The sequence below is a fragment of the Kitasatospora sp. NPDC001660 genome (genome assembly GCF_053596725.1).
Window position 1 is genome coordinate 173365 of sequence record NZ_JBSFGU010000004.1, and the last position, 22262, is coordinate 195626.

The window sequence follows — 22262 nt, forward strand, 5'->3', positions numbered from 1 at the left end:
TGGTTCGGCGGCCAGGGCCACTCGCCCTGCCTGCGGATTCCGCGACGGTCCGCCCGCGACAGCCCGTCAGGTCGACGGATGGTCAGATTTCGTGAATTAGTGGCGGTAGCCGCGGAGCTGCGATCCACGGTTCACTAGCGTGCTGAAAGCTGCTAGTTTCTGTCCTATTTTGTCCTGCAGTCTGATCTACTTACTCGGTGACGTTACCTGAGGGGTGACCTCACTCCGAGTACCGCCGTTCCGACGCGCACGTGTGTCGCTCCGGCGGCAATGGCCTGCTCAAGGTCGCCACTCATCCCTGCGGAGACCATGGTGGCAGCAGGATGGGCCGTCCGTACGGCGGTTGCGATTTCCGCCAGCCGATCGAAGGCCCGGACCGGGTCCCCGGCGAGCGGACCGGCCAGCGGAGCGACCGTCATCACACCGTCCAGCCGCAGCCCGGGCGTGTCGGCGATGGCGTCGGTCAGCTCGGCGACGTCCGCCGGGGAGACGCCGGCCCGGTGCTCACCCTCCCCGTGCTCCTTGTCCAGCGCCACCTGCACCAGGCAACCCAGCTCCGGTCGCTCGGACCTGAGCACCGCCGCGGAGAGCGACTCGACCAACCGCAGCCGGTCCACCGAGTGCACGTAGTTCGCGTACCGGACGACCGACCGGACCTTGTTGGTCTGGAGCTGTCCGACGAAGTGCCAGTCGAGAGGAAGGTTTCTGCACTGCTCCGCCTTGGGTGCGGCGTCCTGGTCGCGGTTCTCCGCGACGTCCGTCACACCCAGCGCGGCCAGCAGCGCGGAGTCCTCCGCCGGATAGGTCTTGGTGACGACGATCAGGGTGACCTCGCTCCGGTCCCGCCCGGCCGCGGCGCACGCGTCGACGATCCGGCGCTCGACCACGTCGAGGTTGGTGCCGAGTTCCTCGTAGCGGGCCCGCTGGCCCTCCGTCAGCGCCGCCGTGAATTCGGCGCTTCCCGGGAACGGCCCGTAGATGTCGTTCGTCATCAGTGATCAGAGCCCAACCAGACGTAGCTCGCGAGCCGGCCCGTGCGCCGCTCGCGGCGATAGGAGTAGTGATCAGCGGATTCGAGGGTGCAGACAGATGATCGCAGCACCTCGGTGACCCCCGCAGCGGCCAGCTGGGCCACCACTCCTTCCGGCACGTCCAGGGCCGGTGTCCCCCAGGACGTCTCGGCGAAGGCGGCGGGCACCACCGCGGCGACCTCGGCACGCAGTTCGGCCGGCACCTCGTAGCAGCGGCCGCACACCGCGGGGCCGGTGGCGGCGACGATCCGGCCGGGCTCGGCGCCCAGTTCCGTCATCGCCCGGACGACCGCGGGGACCACCCCGGCCGCGAGGCCGGGCCGTCCCGCGTGGGCCGCGCCCACCACGCCCGCCACCGGGTCGGCCAGCAGCACCGGCGTGCAGTCGGCGGTCAGCACCGCGAGCGCGAACGGCCGGTCGGTGACCACCGCGTCGACCGTCGGGGCCTGCCCCGTCGGCTGGCGCTCCCTCACCACGGCCACGTCGGCGCCGTGCACCTGGTTCATCCAGACCACGTCGGCCGGGTTCAGCCCGAGCTCACGGGCGGCCAGCGCCCGGTTCTCCCGGACGGCCCGAGGGTCGTCCCCCACCGCGCCGCCGAGGTTCAGCTCCCCGTACGGCGAAGTGCTCACCCCGCCCCACCGGTCGGTGAAGGCGAAGTGAGCACCGTCGCGTACCGCTTGATCGATCACTTAAGGAAATCCGGCACGTCGAGCTCCTCGGCCGGGCTCTCCACGAACGGCTGCCGGGCCGGCTGCACCTGCGGCGGCACCGGGGCCGCGGTCGTGGTGACCGGGGTCTCGGCCGAGCGGGCCGGCGCGACCGGGGCGTCCCCCTCGGAGCGGGACGTCACCGAGCCGATACCCCCGTACGACGGCCGGGAGGCCGGGCGCTCCGGGGCGGCCGACGGCGTGGCCGGCGTGGCGGGGGTGGACTTGACGACCGGGTCGCGGACGATGGCCGGCGGCTGCCCGCCGTCGAAGCCGGCCGCGATGACGGTGACCCGCACCTCGTCGCCGAGCGCGTCGTCGATGACCGCGCCGAAGATGATGTTGGCCTCGGGGTGCGCGGCCTCGCTGACCAGCTGGGCCGACTCGTTGATCTCGAACAGGCCGAGGTCCGAGCCGCCGGAGATGGAGAGCAGCACGCCACGGGCGCCGTCGATCGAGGCCTCGAGCAGCGGCGAGGAGATCGCCATCACGGCCGCCGCCTTGGCGCGGTCCTCGCCGCGGGCCGAGCCGATGCCCATGAGCGCCGAACCGGCGTCCGACATGACGGACTTGACGTCGGCGAAGTCGAGGTTGATCAGACCCGGGGTGGTGATCAGGTCGGTGATGCCCTGGACACCGGAGAGCAGGACCTGGTCGGCCGAGCGGAACGCGTCGAGAACGCTGACCTGGCGGTCCGAGATGGACAGCAGCCGGTCGTTGGGGATGACGATGAGGGTGTCGACCTCTTCGCGCAGGCTCGCGATGCCGTCCTCGGCCTGGTTGGCACGGCGCCGACCCTCGAAGGTGAAGGGGCGGGTGACCACGCCGATGGTGAGCGCGCCGAGCGAGCGGGCGATGTTGGCGACGACGGGCGCGCCGCCCGTGCCCGTGCCACCACCCTCGCCCGCGGTGACGAAGACCATGTCGGCCCCCTTGAGGACCTCCTCGATCTCCTCGCGGTGGTCCTCGGCGGCCTTGCGGCCGACCTCGGGGTTGGCGCCGGCGCCGAGGCCCCGGGTGAGTTCACGGCCCACATCGAGCTTGACGTCGGCGTCGCTCATGAGGAGGGCCTGCGCATCGGTGTTGATCGCGATGAACTCGACGCCCTTGAGACCGACCTCGATCATCCGGTTGATGGCGTTGACACCACCGCCGCCGATACCGACGACCTTGATGACTGCGAGGTAGTTCTGCGGTGCTGCCACGTCGAAGGCCTCTCGCCTCGAATTTCCGGGTCGGCGTGGCCCGATGAGAGCCGTACCGACGGATGTCGATGGGTAGGGAGCCTGGTTTCTGACGCAATGTCCGAAATGCCGACCACCGACCCCAACCCTAAACTTGACCTTTAGGGTTAGTCCTGTGCCTCCGTCACATCACCAGGCGGCACAGTCTGGTGACACAGGACACTAGGTGGCTCCGGGCACGCGTTTCAACGAACACGCCGAGCTTCCCTTTTTCTTTTGAGCCTATGTGATCATCGACCGGCATATGAAACCGGGGTGACCACCAAGGGTCGGGCCGACACTCCAAGGCGTCAACCCCACCCTCAGGCACAGAACCTACCGGATCATCCCGACACCGCCGGCGCGTCCGGCGCACTCACGTCGTAATTCGCGCCCTTCTGATTCAGCAGGGCCACCAGCACCCGGGCCTTCCGGTCGCTCTGCTCCGGGCTCCCCCAGCGCACCGTCGCACCCCCGCTGAGCTGCAGTTCGATGTCGTCGTACGAGTGCACGAGCAGCGCCCCCGCCCGCTGGGCGACGTCCGACGGCAGCCCGGCGGCCACTTCCACCGCGCCCTGCACCAGCTGCGCACGGGAGATCACCCCGTTCGCGTCCTTCGCCTGCTGACTGAGCCGCAGTTCCACCACCGGCACCCCCGGGGGCGGAGCCGCCTCGGTGGCGAAGCTCACGCCGCCGGTGTCCACCTGCGTGAACCGGCCGTCGTCGCCCTTGACGGCGGCGACCGCCTTGCGCTGGGTGACCTTGACCTGGAGCGTGTGCGGCCAGCCCCGCCAGACCTCGGCCCTGGCCACCCGCGGGATCGCCTCGACCCGCTGCTGGGCGGCGTCCAGGTCCACCCGGGCCAACGGGCCGTCGCCGAGCCCGCCGATCGCCTCGCGGACCTGGTCCGCCGTCAGCCTGTCGTCGGTGACCCCCTGCACGGCGACGTTCCGCACGTCCAGGACCGAGGAGAAGAAGACCACCCAGGCCAGCACGCCGACCACCGCGGCACCGAGCACGCCCAGCACCACGATGCCCCGCCGGGAGAGCCGGAGCCGGGGAGCGCGCTCCTCGGCCTCCAGCTCGTCCTCCAGCGGGTCGGCGAGCCGGCCGTCAGCCACGGCGGCGGCCGCCGCGGGACGCCTCGATGGCCTCGTAGACCATGCCGACCAGCAGCTCGTCGGCGTCCCGGCGGCCGAACTCGGCAGCGGCCCGGCTCATGTCCCACAGCTTCTGCGGGTCGGTGAGCACCGGCAGCACGTTCTGCAGCACCCAGTCCGGGGTCAGGTCGGCGTCGTCCACCAGCAGACCGCCGCCCGCCTTGACCATCGGCTGGGCGTTCAGCCGCTGCTCGCCGTTGCCGATCGGCAGCGGGACGAACGCGGCGGGCAGGCCGACGGCCGCCAGCTCGGCCACCGTCATGGCGCCGGCCCGGCAGAGCATCAGGTCGGCCGCGGCGTAGGCGAGGTCCATCCGGTCGACGTACGGCACCGGGCGGTACGGCGGCATCCCCGGGATGTCGTTCACCTGCGGCAGCTCGTTCTTCGGGCCGACGGCGTGCAGGATCTGCACCCCGTACTGCTGGAGGCGCGGGGCGATCGCGGTGACGGTCTCGTTGAGCCGCCGCGCGCCCTGGGAGCCGCCCGAGACGAGCAGGGTGGGCAGTCGCTGGTCGAGGCCGAAGTACTGGCGTGCCTCCGGGCGGGCCGCGTTGCGGTCCAGGGTCGCGATCGTGCGGCGCAGCGGGATGCCGATGTACCGGGAGTCGCGCAGCTTGCTGTCCGGGGTGGAGACGGCGACGAAGTCGGTGTAGCGGGCGCCGATCTTGTTGGCCAGGCCCGGGCGGGCGTTGGCCTCGTGCACCACGATCGGCACGCCGGCGCGCTTGGCCGCCAGATAGGCGGGCATGGCGACGTAGCCGCCGAAGCCGACCACGGCATCGGCGTTGACCCGCTCGATGATCTCCTGGGCGGCCCGGACGGTGCCGCGCAGCCGGCCCGGGACGGTGATCAGCTCGGGGGTGGGCTTGCGGGGCAGCGGGACGGCCGGGATGAGCTCCAGCTGGTAGCCGCGCTCGGGCACCAGCCGGGTCTCCAGACCGCGCTCGGTGCCCAGGGCGGTGATCCCGATGGACGGGTCGTGCCTGCGAAGGGCGTCCGCGAGGGCCATGGCCGGCTCGATGTGACCGGCGGTCCCCCCGCCGGCGAGTACGACATGCACCGAAATTCACCGCTCCCTGCGCGCCGGGCCCGGGGCCGGGCGCGCTGTGGTTCGTCGTCGTGGCAGCACCCGGGCCAGTTGTCTCCTGATCCGGGAATTCTTGCTCCGGGCGGCCAGGGCCGCCTTCGCGCCGGAGGTGCTGCGTGCCAGGCAGAGCAGCACCCCGATCGCGCACATGGCCGACAGCATGGCGGAACCGCCGTAGGAGAACAGCGGGAGCGGGACGCCCGCGATGGGCAGCAGTCCCAGCGCCGACCCCAGGTTGATCACGGCCTGCGCCGTGATCCACGTGGTGGCGGCTCCCGCGGCATACCTGACGAAGGGGTCCTTCGTACCGATGGCCACACGGATACCCGCGTAGCCTAGTGCCGCGAAGAGACCGATCACCGACAGCGTCCCCACCAGACCGAGTTCCTCGCCGGTCGCGGCGAAGATGAAGTCGGTGTGCGCCTCGGGCAGCTGGCCCCACTTCTCGACGCCGGCGCCGAGGCCGGTGCCGAAGCCGCCGCCGAGGGCGAACGAGTAGACGCCGTGCAGGGCCTGGAAGCAGGCGCCGTCCGGGTCGAGCTTGGTGATCCCGATGCAGCCCAGGCGCTCCGCCCGGTGCGGGACGGTGATCACCAGGGCGGTGCAGACGACGACGGCCACGCCGAGGGTGGCCACGAACAGCCGCAGTGGCGCGCCGACCATCCAGAGCAGCGCGAACAGCATGGCCACCAGGATCATCGAGGTGCCCATGTCGCCGCCGAGCATGATCAGCGCGAGCAGCAGCAGGGCGCCCGGCACGAGCGGCACGAGCAGGTGCTTCCAGGAGGTGAGGGTGCCGGCCTTCTGCTTGCGGGCGAGCAGGTCGGCGCCCCAGAGCACGAGCGCGAACTTCGCGAACTCGGAGGGCTGGAACTGGAAGAACCCGAAGTCCAGCCAGTTCTGGTTGCCGTTGATCCGCACCCCGACTCCGGGCACGGCGACCAGCGCGAGCGCGCCGATGACACCGAACATCACCGGGTAGACGACCACCCGCAGCACCGCCACCGGGACGGCGGCGATCCCGACCAGCAGGACGAGGCCGAGGATGGCCGCGATCAGCTGTTTGAGGAAGTAGAACTGCGCGGTGTGGTGCTGGTTCAGGGCCAGGATCTGCGAGGCCGAGAAGACCATCATCAGGCCGAGCACCACCAGCAGCAGGGTGGTGCCGACGATCAGCAGGTAGGGCGTCAGCGGCCGGTCCAGCCAGTACCGCACCCGGGCGCGGAAGGCGCTCAGGCGGCCCAGTGGACCGGCCGACTTGTACTTCGTGGTGGTGGCGGAGATCACGCGCCACGGATCGGCCGCGGCCTGCTCCCGCACGCCCGAATCCGCCCTGCCCTGCCCCGCCAACTCCCCGCTCGCTCTCTTCGTACGGACGCCCTCGCCGGGCCCGGCTACCCGTCCGCCAGCTCCCGGACGGAGGCGGCGAAGAGGTCGCCGCGCTCGCCGTAGTCGGTGAACATGTCCATCGAGGCGCAGGCCGGGGCCAGGAGCACCGTGTCACCCGGCTGGGCCAGCGACGCGGCCGTCCGGACGACCTCGGCCATCGCCACCGCGCCAGTGTGGCCCTCGGCCGCCTCGATCACCGGGACATCCGGCGCGTGTCGGGCGAGCGCCTCCCTGATCAGCGCACGGTCCTCGCCGATCAGCACGGCGGCCCGCAGCCGCTCGGCCGCGCCCTGGACGAGGTCGTCGAAGGTCGCGCCCTTGGCGAGGCCGCCGGCGATCCAGACGATCGGCCGGTAGGCGGCCAGCGAGGCCGCGGCGGCGTGGGTGTTGGTGGCCTTGGAGTCGTCGATGTAGGTGACCCCGTCGACCACGGCGACCTCGGCGATCCGGTGGGCGTCCGGACGGAAGGCGCGCAGGCCCTCCCGGACGGCCTTCGGCTCGACCCCGTAGGCCCGGGCCAGCGCCGCCGCCGCGAGCGCGTTGGTGACGTTGTGCGGGGCCGGCGGGTTGACGTCCCCGACGGAGCCCAGCTCGGCGGCGTTCTTGGCCCGGTCGGGCACGAACGCGCGGTCCACCAGCAGCCCGTCCACGACGCCGAAGTTCGACGGGCCGGGCGCGCCGAGGCCGAACCCGATCGCCCGGCAGCCCTCCTCGACGTCGGCCTCGCGGACCAGTTCCTCGGTGGCCGGGTCGGCCAGGTTGTACACGCAGGCGACGACGTTGCCGTTGTAGATCCGGCCCTTGTCCTCGGCGTACGCCTCCATCGAGCCGTGCCAGTCGAGGTGGTCGGGCGCCAGGTTGAGCACGGCCGCCGAGTGCGGGCGCAGCGAGGGCGCCCAGTGCAGCTGGTAGCTGGAGAGCTCGACCGCGAGGACGTCGTACGGCTCCTCGGCGAGCACCGCGTCCAGCACCGAGACGCCGACGTTGCCGACGGCGGCGGTGCGCTTGCCGGCCGCGGTGAGGATCGAGGCGAGCATCTGGACGGTGGTGGTCTTGCCGTTGGTGCCGGTGACGGCCAGCCAGGGGGCGGGCTCGCCGGTGGCGGGCAGCGGCTTGCGCAGGTGCCAGGCGAGCTCGACGTCGCCCCAGACCTCGACGCCGGCCTTGCCGGCGGCGGCGAACAGCGGGCTGCTCGGCGGCCAGCCGGGCGAGGTGACGATCAGCCGGGTGCCCTCGGGCAGGCTGTCGCCGTCCCCGAGGCGCACGGTGATGCCCTGGGCCTCCAGCTCGGCCGCGCGGGCCTGCAGGCCCGCGCCGATGCCCCCGTCGACCACGGTGACGTGGGCACCGAGGCCGTGCAGGACGCGGGCGGCGCTGATGCCCGAAACGCCGAGCCCGGCGACGGTCACCGGCATGCCGGGCCACTCCGGCGGGTCCGTGGGGCACCACGGGCGGTCGTCGGCCCAGCGCTCGTGCTTCCGGGGCTCGGTCATCCGGTCACCCATCCCGCGTAGAACAGGCCGAGGCCGACGGCGACGCAGAGGCCCTGGATGATCCAGAACCGGACCACGATCAGGACCTCGGTCCAGCCCTTGAGTTCGAAGTGGTGCTGCAGTGGTGCCATCTTGAAGACGCGCTTGCCGGTCATCCGGAAGGACCCGACCTGGATGATCACCGACAGGGTGATGATCACGTAGAGGCCGCCGAGCAGCGCGAGCAGGAGCTCGGTGCGCGAGCAGATGGCCAGGCCGGCCAGGGCGCCGCCGAGGGCGAGCGAGCCGGTGTCGCCCATGAAGATCTTGGCGGGCGAGGTGTTCCACCAGAGGAAGCCGAAGCAGGAGCCCATCAGGGCGGAGGCGACGACGGCGAGGTCCAGCGGGTCGCGGACGTCGTAGCAGTTGGCGGTCGCGGTGATCGCGTAGGCGCAGCTCTGGGTGTACTCCCAGATGCCGATGAAGGTGTAGGCGCCGAAGACCATGACCGACGCGCCGGTGGCGAGGCCGTCCAGGCCGTCCGTCAGGTTCACGCCGTTCGACATCGCCGCGATCATGAAGTACGCGAAGATGACGAACAGCACCGGGCCGATCGCCCACTTGAAGTCCCGGACGAAGGACAGGCTCTGGGACGCCGGGGTGAGCCCGCGGTCGTCCTGGAACTGCATCGCGAGGACGGCGAAGCCGAGGCCGACGATGGACTGGCCGGCCAGCTTCGCCTTGGCCCGCAGGCCGAGCGAGCGGCGCTTGACGACCTTGATGTAGTCGTCCAGGAAGCCGACCAGGCCGAGGCCCGCGGTCAGGAACAGCACCAGCAGCCCGGAGACGGTCGGGCTCTCGCCCGTTATCGCCTTGGTGGCGAAGTAGGCGATGAGCGTCGCCAGGATGAAGGCGATGCCGCCCATGGTGGGCGTGCCCTTCTTGCTGTGGTGCGCCTTCGGGCCGTCGTCGCGGATGTACTGGCCGTAGCCGTGCTTGGCGAGCAACTTGATCAGCGCCGGGGTGCCGAGGAGCGACAGGACCAGGCCGATCATGCCGGAGAAGAGGATCTGCTTCATCATTCGGCCGCACCGTCCGTGAGGAGGGCCTCGGCCACCTTCTCCAGCCCCACCGAACGGGACGCCTTCACCAGGACCACATCCCCCGGCAGCAGCTGCCTGCGCAGCAGCTCGACCGCCGCGTCCGCGTCGGACACCAGCACCGACTCCTCACCCCACGAACCTTCGTTCCTCGCGCCCAGTTCCATGCAGGCCGCCTCGCGTCCGCCGACCGCCACCAGCTTGGTGACGTCCAGCCGCACCGCGAGCCGCCCGATGGCATCGTGCTCGGCCAGGCTGTCCTCGCCGAGCTCCCGCATCTCGCCGAGCACCGCCCAGGTGCGGCGGCGCTCCGGGCCGCGGCCCCCCATCGAGACCAGCGCCCGCAGCGCGGCCCGCATCGAGTCGGGGTTCGCGTTGTAGGCGTCGTTGACGACGGTGACACCATCGGCCCGGTCGACGACCTCCATGCGCCAGCGGGACAGCGCACCCGCCTCGCCCAGGGCTGCCGCGGCGTCGTCGACGGACATCCCGAGCTCCACCGCCACCGCGGCGGCGGCGAGGGCGTTCGAGACGTGGTGCTCACCGTACAGGCGGAGCTGTACGGGCGCGGAACCGGCCGGGGTGGTGAGCGTGAACGATGGCCGTCCGGTGGCGTCCAGGCGAACGTCGGTCGCCCGGACGTGGGCGTCCGGGGACTCGCCGAACAGGACGACCTTCGCCCTGGTCCGGGCCGCCATCGCGCGGACCAGGCGGTCGTCCGCGTTGAGGATCGCGGCGCCGTCCGCGGGCAGCGCCTCGACCAGCTCGCCCTTGGCCTCGGCGATCCTCTCCTGCGAGCCGAACTCGCCGACGTGCGCGGTGCCGACGTTCAGCACCAGGCCGATCCGGGGCGGGGTGATGGAGGTGAGGTACTCGATGTCGCCCTTGTGCCGGGCGCCCATCTCCATGACCAGGTGCCGGGTGCCGGGCTCGACCCGCAGCGCGGTCATCGGGTGGCCGATCTCGTTGTTGAGCGAGCCGGGCGGGTAGACGGTGTCGCCGAGGCGCTGGAGCACCTGGGCGATCAGGTCCTTGGTGCTGGTCTTGCCGGCCGAGCCGGTCAGCGCGACCACGGTGGTGGAGTCGGCGCGGGCCACGACGGCGCGGGCCAGCTTGCCGAGGGCGTCCACGACGCTGTCGACGAGGACGGCGGGCACGCCGACCGGGCGGGAGGCCAGCACCGCGACGGCGCCGGCCTCGATCGCGGTGGCCGCGTAGTCGTGGCCGTCCACGTGCTCGCCGACGAAGGCCGCGAACAGGCCGCCGGGAAGCACCTTCCGGGAGTCGACCTCGACCGGGCCGGTCACCGGGGTCTCGGGGTCGGCGCCGTCCAGGGTGCCTCCGACGGCTGCGGCCACCTCGGCGAGGGTCAGTGCGATCACTGCTGCTCTACTCCTCGGTCGCCCCGGGCGGCCGTGGTCTGCGCGATGGATTCGCGCAGCACCTCCCGGTCGTCGAAGGGGCGGATCTCGTCTCGTACGTACTGGCCAAGTTCGTGGCCCTTGCCGGCCACCAGCACGGTGTCGCCGGCGTGCGCACGGGACACCGCGAGGCGGATCGCCTCGGCCCGGTCGGGGACGACCAGGACGTCGCCGCGCTCGGCCTCGGGCACCGCGGCGGCGCCGGTCAGCATGCTGGCGAGGATCGCCAGCGGGTCCTCGCTGCGCGGGTTGTCGCTGGTCAGCAGGGCGGTGTCGGCGAGCCGGGCGGCGATGTCGCCCATCGGGCCGCGCTTGTGCGGGTCGCGGTCGCCGCCGCAGCCGACGACGACGTGCAGCCGGCCCTTGGTGACCTCGCGCAGCGAGCCGAGGACGGCCCGGAGGGCGTCCGGCTTGTGCGCGTAGTCCACGACGGCGACGAACGCCTGTCCGGCGTCCACCCGCTCCAGCCGGCCGGGCACGCCCGGCACGGCCGCGACGCCGGCGACGGCCCGGTCCAGCGGCAGCCCGGCGGCGACCAGCACCGTGATCGCCGCGAGCGCGTTGGCCACGTTGAACGGGCCGGGCAGCGGCACGGAGGCGTCGGCCTCGGCGCCGTCCGGGCCGAGCACCCGGAAGGTGGAGCCGACCGGGCCGAGCTGGACGTCGACCGCGCGCCAGTCGGCCCCGGCGGCGCCGGTGGCGGAGAAGGTGGTCACCGGGATCTCGGCCTCGGCGGCCAGCCGGCGGCCGTACTCGTCGTCGACGTTGACCACCGCGCGGCGGGACTTGCCGGGCCGGAAGAGCCGGGCCTTCGCCTGGAAGTAGTCCTCCATGTCCGGGTGGAAGTCGAGGTGCTCCGGCGTGAGGTTGTTGAACAGGGCGACGTCGTAGGTCACCCCGTCGGTGCGGCCGAAGACGAGGGCGTGGCTGGAGACCTCCATGGTCACCGCGTCGGCGCCGCGCTCGGCCATCACGCCGAGGATCGCGTGCAGGTCGGTGGCCTCGGGGGTGGTCCGCTCGCTCTTGATCCGCTCGGAGCCGACCCGCATCTCGACGGTGCCGATCACCCCGGCGCTGCGCCCGGCGCCGCGCAGACCGCCCTCGACCAGGTAGGACGTGGTGGTCTTGCCGTTGGTGCCGGTCAGGCCGATCATCAGCAGCCGCTCGGACGGGTGGCCGTAGACGATCGCGGCCAGCTCGCCCATCCGGGCCCGCGGCCGGTCGACGACCAGCAGCGGCAGGCCGGTGGCGGCCGCCAGCTCGGCGCCCGCCGGGTCGGTGAGCACGGCCACCGCGCCGGCGTCGGCGGCCTTGGCTGCGAAGGCCGCGCCGTGGTGGTTGGCGCCCGGGAAGGCCACGTACACGTCGCCCGGGCGCACCGCGCGGGAGTCGTGGGTGACACCGGTGACGGCGCCGCCCTCGACGGGCGGCAGGCCCAGCCGGTCGGCCAGCTCGGCGAGCGGCAGGACGGCGGTCTGGACCGGGCGGGGCGGACTCACGGTGGTTTGATCGGGTTTCGGCACGGCGCGAAGGCTATCCGCCGAAGGGTGCCCAGGGCCAAACCGGGCCTGTTCCGCGCCGCCGTCCAGCGCGGCCCGTTCGTTGCTCATGCTCGCTCACGGCTTCCAGTCGACGGGCAGGTTGGGCGCCTCGCTGTTGCTCGGCGGGACCTGGAGGGTCTTGAGGGTGAACTCCATCACCTGCTTGAACACCGGGCCGCACAGCTGCCCGCCGAAGTGGCCGTTGACCGGGCCCTGGAGGGTGCAGGAGACGGTGACCCGGGGGGCCTCGGCCGGGGCGAAGCCGATGAAGGAGGCGGTGTAGCCGTCGTAGCCGACGCCGTTGGCCGCGCCCCGGTTGGCGGTGCCCGTCTTGCCGGCGACGCGGTAGCCGGGGATGGCGGCCTTGCCGCCGGTGCCCTGCTCGTCGTCGACGACGGACTCCAGCATCTGCGTGAGGGTCTTGGCGGTCTGCTCGCTGACCACGCGGGTCTGCTCGCCCGGCGGGGTCGGGGTGTACTTGCCGTCCGGGCTGGTGACGCCCTGGACGATGCTGGGCGCCACCCGGACGCCGCCGTTGGCGATGGTCGAGTACACCGAGGTGGCCTGCAGCGCGTTCATCTGCAGCGGGCCCTGGCCGAAGGAGATGTTGTACTTCTCCGAGGCGACCAGGTCCTCCGGCTTCTTGAGCTTGCCGGCGGTCTCACCGGGGAAGTTCAGACCGGTCGGCTGGGCCACGCCGAACTTGCGCATGTAGCCGTCCAGCACCTGGTTGGCCTTCAGCTGGTCGCCGTCGCCGAGGGTCTCGATCGCCTCGATGGTGCCGATGTTGGACGACTTGGCGAGCACCCCGGCCAGGGTCAGGTACCAGGTGTCGTGGTCGATGTCGTCCTTGAACTGCTGCCCGGCACGGACCAGCCGGTTGGGGACGGTGACCTTGGTGTCCCAGGTGGCCTTGCCGGAGTCCAGGACGGCGGCCATGCTCATCAGCTTGGCGGTGCTGCCCGGCTCGTACGCGTCGCCCAGGGCGGCGTTGCCCAGCTGGGACTGCTTGGCGGTGCTCAGGTCGTTGGGGTTGAAGCCGGGCGCGGTGGCCATCGCGAGGACCTGGCCGGTCTTCACGTCCTGGACGACGACGTAGCCCTTCTCCGCGCCGGAGTTGGCCACCTGGTCGGTGATCGCCCGCTGCGCGGCCCACTGGATGTCCCGGTTGACGGTCAGCTTGACGTCGTTGCCGGGCACGGCGGGCTCCAGCGATCCCCCGGCGGTGGGCACCAGCCGGCCGCCCGCCTGGGCGTAGCTGTTGTGGCCGTCCTTGCCCGCCAGCAGCTTCTGGTACTGCAGCTCCAGGCCGCCCGCGCCCTCGCCCTCGCCGTTGACGAAGCCGACCAGGTTGGCGGCCAGGCCGTCGGAGGGGTAGACCCGCTTCTGGGTCTCCCGGTTGAACACGCCGGCCAGCGGGTTGGCGCACTCGTTGTCGACCCGGGTGCGCCCGCCCTGGTCGGCGGGCTTGCCGAGCAGCCGCTTCTGGGCCTGGCAGGTGCGCGAGCCGGCCTGCTTCTCCAGGCTCGCCTTGAGCTCGCTGATCTGGTTCTTCGCGCTCGGGGTCTGCTGGGAGGCGAGCCGCTTGTAGCGGGTCTTGGGGGTGTGCAGGTCGGCGGCGATCTTCTCCTTGGGCACGCCGATGATCGGCGACAGCAGCGCCGCCGCCTGCTCGGGGGCGTCCGGGACGCCGGTGGCCTCCGGGGTGAACATCGCCGGGTCGGCGGTGATGTCGTACGCGTCGACGGTGGCGGCCAGGGCCACGCCGTCGGCGGACGTTATCGAACCGCGCTCGGCGGTGATCGGGATGTTGAGGTAGCGGTTGGTGTTGGCGTCGGCGGCCAGCGCGTCGGCGTCCAGCAGCTGCAGCTGGACGAGCCGGCCCGCGAAGACCGAGAACACCAGCGACAGCACGACGGTGATCACCCGCAGCCGGCGCTTCGGCTCGGCCAGCTTCAGCGGCTTGGGGCGCTGCGGCGGACGGGACTTGGGACGCGGCCGGGCCGCCGCCTGGGCACGGGCCGGCGGCCTGCCCTCGGGGCGGCGCTGCTGCGGGGCCCTCGGGGTCCGGGCGGCGGCCTTCGCGGGCTGGCTCTTGGCAGACTGGCTCTTGGCGGGCTGCTTCGGCCGGGCCGGCTGCGCCTTCCCGGACTGCGGCTTGGCCGGCTGGGCCTTCTTCGCCGCCTGCCCGCGCGGAGCCGCCCCCTTGGGCGCCGCCGGATGGCGCGGGTTTCCCGAGCCACCGGACGACGGCTGTCGCGGAGTGCTCATCGGCCTGCTCCCCCCGTCGGCGAGGCCGCCGGTGCGCCCGGAGCGCCCGGGTTGATCTGGACCACGGAGTCGCCGGCCGTCGCCGCCGGCGCCGGGGCGTTCGGCTGGGAGCTCGGCGACGGCTGCTGCTTCATCGGCCACGGCTCGGCCGACGATCGCTTCACCGGCGGGCTGTCCTGCGCCGGGCCGGGCTTGCCGAGCACCTTGCCGCCGTTGCCCAGGTCCAGGAACGCCATCCCGCCGGCCGGGATCATGCCCAGCTCGGCGGCCCGCCTGGCCAGCGCGTCCGGCGCGGAGTTCTGGTCGATCTGGTGCTGGAGGCTCTGCTGTTCGTCGGTCAGCGTGGTGGTCTGCTTCTGCAGCCGGGACAGCTCGAAGGAGCCCTCGTTGAGCGCCGTGTTCAGCGCCAGCAGCCCGAGCAGCCCCGCCGCCAGCAGGACCACCACCAGGACGGCGAAAGGCGTGCGCCCCCGGACGGGGCGCCGCCCCGGCCGGACCGTGATCCGCGCCCTGCCCTGCCCCGGGGGTGCTCCGCTCCCCGCCCGGACCCCACCGGCCACCGGCCCCACTGCTCTCCTCCGCCCTTCGGACCGTCTCGGGACTCGCTCAGCCCCGCTTGTTCCGGTCCCTGATCCTCTCCGCCACCCGCAGCCGCACGGGCGCGGCGCGCCGGTTCTCCTCGATCTCCTCCTCGGTGGCCAGCTCGGCACCTCGGGTGATCAGTTTGAGCCAGGGCTGGTGCTCCTCGGGGACGAACGGCAGTCCCGGCGGCGCCGTGCTGGTCGCTCCGGCCGCGAAGCACTGCTTCACCAGGCGGTCCTCCAGCGACTGGTAGGACATCACGACGATCCGTCCGCCGACCGCGAGGGCCTCCAGCGCCCCCGGGATCGCCCGTTCCAGCACCTCCAGTTCGCCGTTCACCTCGATCCGCAGGGCCTGGAACGTCCGCTTGGCGGGGTTCCCGCCGGTGCGCCGGGTGGCCGCCGGAATGGCATTGCGCACCAACTCGACCAGACGCGCGCTGTTGGTGAACGGTTCCTTGGCCCGCTCCCGCACGATCACCGAGGCGATCTTCCCGGCGAACCGCTCCTCGCCGTAGAACTTGAGGATCCGGGCCAGCTCGCCGTGGCTGTAGGTGTTCAGCACCTCGGCCGCGCTGATCCCCCGGGTCTGGTCCATCCGCATGTCCAGCGGGGCGTCCTGGGCGTACGCGAAGCCGCGGTCGGCCTCGTCCAGCTGCATCGAGGAGACGCCGAGGTCGAACAGGATGCCGTCGACCCGGTCGATGCCCAGCCGCTCCAGCACCTCGGGGATCTCGTCGTAGACGGCGTGCACCAGGGTGGCCCGGTCGCCGAACGGCGCGAGCCGCTCGCCGGAGAGCTTGAGCGCCTGCGGGTCGCGGTCCACCGCGACCAGCCGGACCTCGGGGAACTGGGTGAGCAGCGCCTCGCTGTGCCCGCCGAGGCCGAGGGTGGCGTCCACCACCACGGCGCCGGGCCGGGAGATCGCCGGGGCCAGCGCGTCCATGCACCGCTGCAGCATCACGGGGACGTGCTTGGGTCCCGGCTCGTTGGTGGTCATGCGCGGTGGCGCCCTTCCTCGGTGCGGAGCAGCCCGACGTCCGGGAGCTGCGACCATTCTCGCCCACCGCCGGGAGCGGGCACGACACGGCCCGTGGTCCCCGCCCGCTCGAGGGGAAGGACGCGACCGCCGGGCGCCGGGGAAGGTGCGCCAGGAGGGCACGGAGCGGGTGGAGGCCACGGGCCGGGTCGAACCGGAAGCAGCGGCCGGAAAGGCCCGGTTGACGGGCTCCGGCGGGTGTGCTCCACTGCGCCGCAACTCTATCGCGCGGCCCCCGCCAGTCAATGGCCCGCTCCGGCGCACCACCCGGGCGGCGGTACGGATCACCGCAGGTCGTGGCCGTCCCGGGGGGACGGGCAGGGGCGAGCAGCAGGGCCACGGCACGCGCTCGCGCGCCCCGGCCGCACGCGCTTCGGGACCAGGCGGGACAAACCCGCCCGTTGTGGCTATGCGCTCGGTCACAGCGCCGCGTTCTGTAGCTCTCCACCCCACCGCGGCCACCCGAATCGCACTAACGTCGCCCCTATGACAGTGACCCCCGACCGGCCCACGCCGACCGCCGCTGCCGACTCCGAGACCCCCACGATCATCGACCGCTTCGTGGCCTCCAACCGCGAGTACGCGGTCACCTTCCACGACGGCGGCATGGACGCCCGCCCGGTGCAGAAGATCGCCGTCGTCGCCTGCATGGACGCCCGCCTCGACCTGTTCGCGGCGCTCGGGCTCGAACTGGGCGACGCGCACGTCATCCGCAACGCCGGCGGCGTCGTCACCGACGACACCATCCGCTCCCTCACGATCAGCCAGCGCGCCCTCGGCACCCGCTCGATCGCGCTGATCCACCACACCGGCTGCGGCCTGCTCGGGCTCACCGAGGACTTCCGCCGCGAGCTGGAACTGGAGGTCGGACAGCGCCCGCAGTGGGCGGTGGAGTCCTTCGTCGACCTGGACGGCGACGTCCGCCAGTCCATGCAGCGGGTCCGCACCTCACCGTTCCTGCTGCACACCGACGACGTCCGCGGCTTCGTCTTCGACGTCCACACCGGTCTGCTGCGCGAAATCCACTGACCCGACGCCCTGTCCCCCAGCCGCCCGCCCCGAGCCGAAGGGCGCGCCGACGCCGGAAGAGAAGGAGCGAGGAAGCGCCGCAGGAGCGCAGGAGCGGCGACCACCGGCGTCGGATCCGAGCGCCCGGAGGCGAGCGGGCGAGTCGCAGCCCGGGCGACAGGGTGACTTCCGCGTCCCCGCCGGGGGAGAATGCGCCTGCCGGTTGGCCCCGAACCACCTGGGGCGGCCGGGCCGCAGGCCGCTGTCCCGGCGCCGGATCCCGCGCGGAACCGCCCCTGGAACGGCCGCGTCAAGCATGGGGTGGGGGCCGGCCTCGGGGTGAGGCGGGCACAGTGTGCCAGGGAGCGTAACGGGTGACGAGCTACAGCGATCAGGCCGGTGTCGGCAGTCCTTCGGGGGGCGCCCAAGGGACGGACGGGTACCACCGGGTCAGCCTTCCCGAGCTCGCCGCCGTCGTGGACCGGGTCCGCGCCAACATCGAGAGCGTGATCGAGGGCAAGCCGGAGGCCGTCCGAATCGCCCTGACCGTCCTGCTCGCCGAGGGCCACCTGCTGCTGGAGGACGTGCCCGGCGTCGGCAAGACCATGCTGGCCAAGGCGCTCGCCCGCTCGGTCGACTGCACCGTGCGCCGCATCCAGTTCACGCCCGACCTGCTGCCCTCGGACGTCACCGGCACCAACATCTACGACCAGCACCAGCGCGACTTCGAGTTCCGCCCGGGCGCGATCTTCGCCCAGATCGTGGTCGGCGACGAGATCAACCGAGCCTCGCCCAAGACCCAGTCCGCGCTGCTGGAGTCGATGGAGGAGCGCCAGGTCACCATCGACGGCACCAGCTACGAGCTGCCGTCGCCGTTCATGGTCGTGGCCACGCAGAACCCGGTCGAGATGGAGGGCACCTACCCCCTCCCCGAGGCCCAGCGGGACCGCTTCATGGCCCGGATCTCGATCGGCTACCCCAGCCCCGAGGCCGAGTTCGCGATGCTCGACGTGCACGCCGGCGCCAACCCGCTGGACGACCTCCAGCCGGTCGCGCACGCCGCCGACATCCTCAAGCTGATCGACCTGGTCCGCACCGTGCACATCGCCGACCCGGTCCGCCGCTACGCCGTCGACCTGGTCGGCGCCACCCGCTCCAGCCACGAGCTGCGCCTGGGCGCCTCACCGCGCGCCACCCTGCACCTGGTCCGGGCCGCCCGCGCCGCCGCCGCGCTGGACGGGCGCGACTACGTCACCCCCGACGACATCCAGCGCCTCGCCGTCCCGGTCCTCGCGCACCGCCTGATGCCGACCGCCGAGACCCAGCTCAGCCGCCGCACCTCCGAGCAGATCGTGGCCGACCTCGTCGCCCGGCTGCCGCTGCCGCGCCCGCAGGGCGGCCCGGCCGTCCGGAGGGGCTGAGGTGTCGTCGTCCGACTCACCGTCGGGCCTGCGGGCCGGCCTGCGCGGCCTCACCACCCGGGGCCGCTCCTTCCTCGCCGCCGGACTCACCGCCGTGGTCTGCGCGTACCTGCTCGACCAGGACGCGCTGCTGCGGGTCGGCGTGCTGCTCGCCGCGCTGCCGCTGGCCGCCGCCCTGGTACTGGCCAACACCCGCTACCGGGTGGCCAGCGGGCGCCGGCTCAGCCCGCACCGGGCGATCGCCGGCCACGAGGCCCGGGTCCACCTGAGGGTCGACAACATCTCCCGGGTGCCCACCGGGCTGCTGCTCCTGGAGGACAAGGTCCCGTACGTGCTCGGGCCGCGCCCGCGCTTCGTGCTGGACCGGGTCGAGCCGCGCGGCCACCGCGAGGTCTCCTACCGGGTCCGCTCCGACCTGCGCGGCCGCTACGAGCTCGGGCCGCTGCAGCTGCGGCTGTCCGACCCGTTCGGGATGTGCGAGGTGAACCGTTCGTTCACCTCGTCCGACGTGCTCACCGTCGTCCCCCAGGTCCAGGCCCTGCCGCAGGTCCGGCTGAGCGGCGAGTGGCTCGGGCAGGGCGAGAGCCACTCCCGCACCCTCGCGCTGGCCGGCGACGACGACGTGATCCTGCGCGAGTACCGGCCCGGCGACGACCTGCGCCGCGTGCACTGGAAGTCCACCGCCCGCTACGGCGAGCTGATGGTCCGCCGCGAGGAGCAGCCGCAGCGCGCCCGCGCCACCGTCCTGCTGGACACCCGCGAGATCGCCCACCGGGGCAGCGGCCCCGCCTCCTCCTTCGAGTGGGCGGTCAGCTGCGTCGCGTCCGTCTCCGTCCACCTGCTGGAGCGCGGCTACCAGACCCAGCTGCTCACCGACACCGGCCAGTGGGTCCCGGGCCCCGGCACCGGTGGCACCAACACCGCGGCCGACTCCTCCGGGCTGATCCTGGACGCGCTCGCGGTCGCCGACCTGTCCGACGGCGGCGGGCTCTCCCGCGCCGAGGAGCCGCTGCGCACCGGCGGCGAGGGCCTGCTGGTCGCCGTCCTCGGCGAGCTGGACGAGGGCCAGGCCACCCGGCTGGCCCGGCTGCGCAGCCGCACCGGCGGCGCCGTCGCCTTCCTCCTCGACACCGGCACGTGGACTGGTCTGCGGATGCTCGCCCCCGAAACCGGCGGTGACGAGTTCCACGCCCGGGTCCGCCAGCTGCGCGAGGCCGGCTGGACGGTCCTGCCGGTGCGCGCCGGGGACTCCCTCCCCGACCTGTGGCGGGCCGTCGACGGCGCGAAGACCACCGCCCCCTACCGAGAAGAGGCCGGCGCGTGACCACCCGGGCCAAACTGACCGTCTACGCGGCGCTGGCCACCGCCCTCGCCTCGCTCTGCCTGACCCCGCTGCTCACCACCAAGAGCTGGATCACCCACGCCCTCCTGGTGATCGTGGTGATCGCCGCGGTCGGCGCGGGCCTGCGCCGCACCCCGCTGTACCGCTGGACGGTGCCGCTCGGGCAGCTGATCGCCCTGGTCCTCCTGCTGCTGATCGGCTTCGCCGGCTCCGCCTCCCTGTGGGGCGGCCTGGTGCCTGGCCCGGACTCGCTGACCACCCTCGACCGGGTGTTCGGTGCCGGCCTGGACGACATCCAGCAGTACGCCATCCCGGCGCCGCCCAGCGCGGGCCTGCGGCTGATCCTGGTCGGCTCGGTCGGCCTGATCGCGCTGGTCGTCGACACCGTCGCCGTGACCTACCGGCGCTCGGCGCTGGCCGGGCTGCCGCTGCTGGCGCTGTACTCGGTCGGCAACGGCCTGGCCGGCGACCGCGGCAGCTGGATATGGTTCGGCCTCGCCGCGGCCGGCTACCTGGTGCTCCTCTTCGCCGAGGGCCAGGACCGCGTCTCCCGCTGGGGCCGGATCTTCCGCGGCACCTCGCGCGGCACCGAGAGCTCCGGCGCGGTCGGCCTCGGCGGCCAGCAGGTCGGCATCCTGGCCCTGGCGGTCGCCATGCTGCTGCCGGTCTTCCTGCCGCGCTGGGACTTCGGCCTGCTGCACTCCGGCTCCGGCGGCAGCGTCGGCAACGGCTCCGGCGGCGCGGTCACCAGCCTCGACCCGCTGGTCAGCCTGCAGGCCGAGGTCACCCGGCCCACCAACACCGAGTTGCTGCGCTACGCCCTGGACAGCGACGTCGCCGACCAGACGTACCTGCGGACCGGCTCGCTGGACGTGTTCGACGGCACCAACTGGAAGCTCGGCTCCACCACCGTCACCGACGTGACCGGGGCCTTCCCGCCGCCGGAGGGCCTGCACGACCCCAACGTCCCGCAGATGAAGGGCGACTTCCAGGTCAGCGACCGGCTGGAGAAGAGCTGGCTGCCGATGCCCTACCCGGCCGTCTCGGTGCAGCTGCCCAACCGCGGCGACTGGAAGCTCGACCAGCTGACCCGCACCGTGATGCCCGCCAACGACAAGGCGATCAAGGGCCTGCACTACCAGGTCACCGCGCTGGACGTCCGGCCCACCGCCAACGACCTGCGCGACGCGCCGACCGCGCCCCAGGACATCCGGGAGCACTACACGGCCCTGCCCGCCAACCTGCCCCCGGTGGTGGCGCAGGAGGCCCGGCGGGTCACCGCCAAGGAGTCGACCAACTACGACAAGGCCGTCGCCCTCGCCGCCTGGTTCACCGGCCCGGAGTTCCGCTACGACACCAGCGTCAACGGCGGCACCGGCACGGACGCGATCGTCACCTTCCTGCGCGACAAGCGGGGCTTCTGCGTCCACTTCGCCTCCACCATGGCGGCGATGGCCCGCACGCTGAAGATCCCCGCGCGGGTCGCCGTCGGCTTCACCCCCGGCGACGCCCAGGGCGGCAACGTCTACACGGTGACCGGCCGGATGTACCACGCCTGGCCCGAGCTGTACTTCCCCGGCTACGGCTGGATGCGCTTCGAGCCCACCCCCAGCCGCGGTGTCCAGCCCCGCTACAACGAGCAGGTCTCCGCCCCGACCACCGCGCCCACCCAGCAGCCGACCGCCGTCGCCACGAGCGGCGCACCGGCGCCGGCACCGTCCACCAGCAAGGACTGCGACGCCAAGCTGCGCCAGCTGGGCGAGTGCGGCAAGCAGGACGCCGCCGCGGGCGACACCGGCCAGGACTCCTGGCTGCTCTCCGGACAGGTGCTCGGCACCCTCGCCGTGGTGGTCGCGCTGATCGCGCTGCTGCTCGTCCCGATGTCCTGGCGCGCCGCGCTGCGCCGGCGCCGGCTCGGCGGCGGGCGTCACCGCCCCGGCGGGGACGGCCCGACCGAGTTCACCGACGAGCAGGTCCTGGCCGCCTGGGACGAGCTGGTCGACTCCGCCTGGGACGTCGGCATCCCGCCGGACGAGTCGCGCACCCCGCGCGCCGCCGCCCGGCGGATCACCGAGCGGGCCGAGCTGGACGAGAACGCGGCGGCCGCCGCCGGACGGCTGGCACTGGCCACCGAACGGGTGCTCTACGCCCGCTCCGCCCACATCACCACGCCGCTCGCGGCCGACGTCCGGACCGCCCGGGAGGGCCTGCGGGCCACCGCGGGCCGACGGGAGCGGACCAGGGCGGTGCTGCTGCCGCCGTCGTCGGCGCAGCTGTGGTGGCGGACCGCCGACGCGGCGCTGGCCGCCCGGGTGGCGGTCGGCAGCCGGGTCGCGCTGGTGTCCGAGGCCGTCAGCCGCCCGGTGCGGCGGGTGTTCACCCGGAAGGGGCGGGACCAGGAGGCCTGACGGACGCAGTGAGCCGCCGGGGGCGGGCAGTCGGATCGACTGCCCGCCCCCGGCGGCT

General features: G+C 73.0%; 17 protein-coding genes. 4 read left to right on the forward strand and 13 right to left on the reverse strand.

The genetic code is table 11. The features are described 5' to 3' along the window. Positions 1 to 203: 203 nt before the first annotated feature. The 13 genes from ACWCXH_RS06140 to rsmH all read right to left on the reverse strand — a co-directional run bounded on the left by ACWCXH_RS06140 (position 204) and on the right by rsmH (position 15986). Positions 204 to 992 carry a YggS family pyridoxal phosphate-dependent enzyme gene (locus ACWCXH_RS06140; RefSeq protein ID WP_449800132.1) on the reverse strand — a complete coding sequence of 263 codons (789 nt, stop codon included), beginning with the start codon at positions 990 to 992 and terminating at the stop codon, positions 204 to 206. Further along, positions 992 to 1723 carry a peptidoglycan editing factor PgeF gene (gene pgeF / locus ACWCXH_RS06145; protein WP_449800133.1) on the reverse strand — a complete coding sequence of 244 codons (732 nt, stop codon included), beginning with the start codon at positions 1721 to 1723 and terminating at the stop codon, positions 992 to 994. Before pgeF ends, ACWCXH_RS06140 begins: the two co-directional genes overlap by 1 nt. Next, positions 1720 to 2946, reverse strand: coding sequence for a cell division protein FtsZ (gene ftsZ / locus ACWCXH_RS06150; RefSeq protein WP_449800134.1), 1227 nt, complete (start codon positions 2944 to 2946; stop codon positions 1720 to 1722). The genes pgeF and ftsZ overlap by 4 nt, the downstream gene beginning before the upstream one ends. 362 nt (positions 2947 to 3308) lie before the next feature. Next, entirely contained in the window at positions 3309 to 4085 is a 777-nt protein-coding gene (locus tag ACWCXH_RS06155; RefSeq protein ID WP_449800135.1) for a cell division protein FtsQ/DivIB, read from the reverse strand. Further along, positions 4078 to 5184 carry an undecaprenyldiphospho-muramoylpentapeptide beta-N-acetylglucosaminyltransferase gene (murG, locus tag ACWCXH_RS06160; protein ID WP_449800136.1) on the reverse strand — a complete coding sequence of 369 codons (1107 nt, stop codon included), beginning with the start codon at positions 5182 to 5184 and terminating at the stop codon, positions 4078 to 4080. Before murG ends, ACWCXH_RS06155 begins: the two co-directional genes overlap by 8 nt. Positions 5185 to 5190: 6 nt before the next feature. Next, positions 5191 to 6531 carry a putative lipid II flippase FtsW gene (ftsW, locus tag ACWCXH_RS06165; RefSeq protein ID WP_449800137.1) on the reverse strand — a complete coding sequence of 447 codons (1341 nt, stop codon included), beginning with the start codon at positions 6529 to 6531 and terminating at the stop codon, positions 5191 to 5193. A 74-nt stretch (positions 6532 to 6605) separates the two neighbouring features. Further along, complete coding sequence (murD, locus tag ACWCXH_RS06170; RefSeq protein ID WP_449800306.1) at positions 6606 to 8015, reverse strand: UDP-N-acetylmuramoyl-L-alanine--D-glutamate ligase; 1410 nt, start codon at positions 8013 to 8015, stop codon at positions 6606 to 6608. Between the two features lie 74 nt (positions 8016 to 8089). After that, positions 8090 to 9151: a phospho-N-acetylmuramoyl-pentapeptide-transferase gene (mraY, locus tag ACWCXH_RS06175; protein WP_449800307.1), complete on the reverse strand. Its 1062-nt coding sequence runs from the start codon at positions 9149 to 9151 to the stop codon at positions 8090 to 8092. After that, entirely contained in the window at positions 9151 to 10554 is a 1404-nt protein-coding gene (locus tag ACWCXH_RS06180) for a UDP-N-acetylmuramoyl-tripeptide--D-alanyl-D-alanine ligase (RefSeq protein ID WP_449800138.1), read from the reverse strand. Before ACWCXH_RS06180 ends, mraY begins: the two co-directional genes overlap by 1 nt. Continuing rightward, positions 10551 to 12203 carry a UDP-N-acetylmuramoyl-L-alanyl-D-glutamate--2,6-diaminopimelate ligase gene (locus ACWCXH_RS06185; RefSeq protein ID WP_449800139.1) on the reverse strand — a complete coding sequence of 551 codons (1653 nt, stop codon included), beginning with the start codon at positions 12201 to 12203 and terminating at the stop codon, positions 10551 to 10553. The genes ACWCXH_RS06180 and ACWCXH_RS06185 overlap by 4 nt, the downstream gene beginning before the upstream one ends. A 6-nt stretch (positions 12204 to 12209) precedes the next feature. Next, positions 12210 to 14405 (reverse strand): penicillin-binding transpeptidase domain-containing protein, encoded by a 2196-nt coding sequence (locus ACWCXH_RS06190; RefSeq protein ID WP_449800140.1) that lies wholly within the window; start codon positions 14403 to 14405, stop codon positions 12210 to 12212. Further along, complete coding sequence (locus ACWCXH_RS06195; protein ID WP_449800141.1) at positions 14402 to 14965, reverse strand: cell division protein FtsL; 564 nt, start codon at positions 14963 to 14965, stop codon at positions 14402 to 14404. Before ACWCXH_RS06195 ends, ACWCXH_RS06190 begins: the two co-directional genes overlap by 4 nt. A 46-nt stretch (positions 14966 to 15011) precedes the next feature. Further along, positions 15012 to 15986 carry a 16S rRNA (cytosine(1402)-N(4))-methyltransferase RsmH gene (rsmH, locus tag ACWCXH_RS06200; protein ID WP_449800142.1) on the reverse strand — a complete coding sequence of 325 codons (975 nt, stop codon included), beginning with the start codon at positions 15984 to 15986 and terminating at the stop codon, positions 15012 to 15014. 525 nt (positions 15987 to 16511) lie between these two features. On the opposite strand from rsmH, the gene ACWCXH_RS06205 reads away from it, so the two are divergent. From ACWCXH_RS06205 to ACWCXH_RS06220, 4 genes are all read left to right on the forward strand, one after another. Next, positions 16512 to 17054, forward strand: a complete 543-nt coding sequence (locus tag ACWCXH_RS06205; RefSeq protein ID WP_449800143.1) for a beta-class carbonic anhydrase — start codon at positions 16512 to 16514, stop codon at positions 17052 to 17054. Between the two features lie 455 nt (positions 17055 to 17509). Further along, the gene (locus tag ACWCXH_RS06210; RefSeq protein ID WP_449800308.1) at positions 17510 to 18454 is read left to right on the forward strand and encodes an AAA family ATPase; all 945 of its coding nucleotides are present in this window, start codon (positions 17510 to 17512) and stop codon (positions 18452 to 18454) included. A gap of 1 nt (position 18455) precedes the next feature. Further along, positions 18456 to 19778 (forward strand): DUF58 domain-containing protein, encoded by a 1323-nt coding sequence (locus tag ACWCXH_RS06215; protein WP_449800144.1) that lies wholly within the window; start codon positions 18456 to 18458, stop codon positions 19776 to 19778. Next, complete coding sequence (locus ACWCXH_RS06220; RefSeq protein ID WP_449800145.1) at positions 19775 to 22204, forward strand: transglutaminase family protein; 2430 nt, start codon at positions 19775 to 19777, stop codon at positions 22202 to 22204. Before ACWCXH_RS06215 ends, ACWCXH_RS06220 begins: the two co-directional genes overlap by 4 nt. Positions 22205 to 22262: the final 58 nt, after the last annotated feature.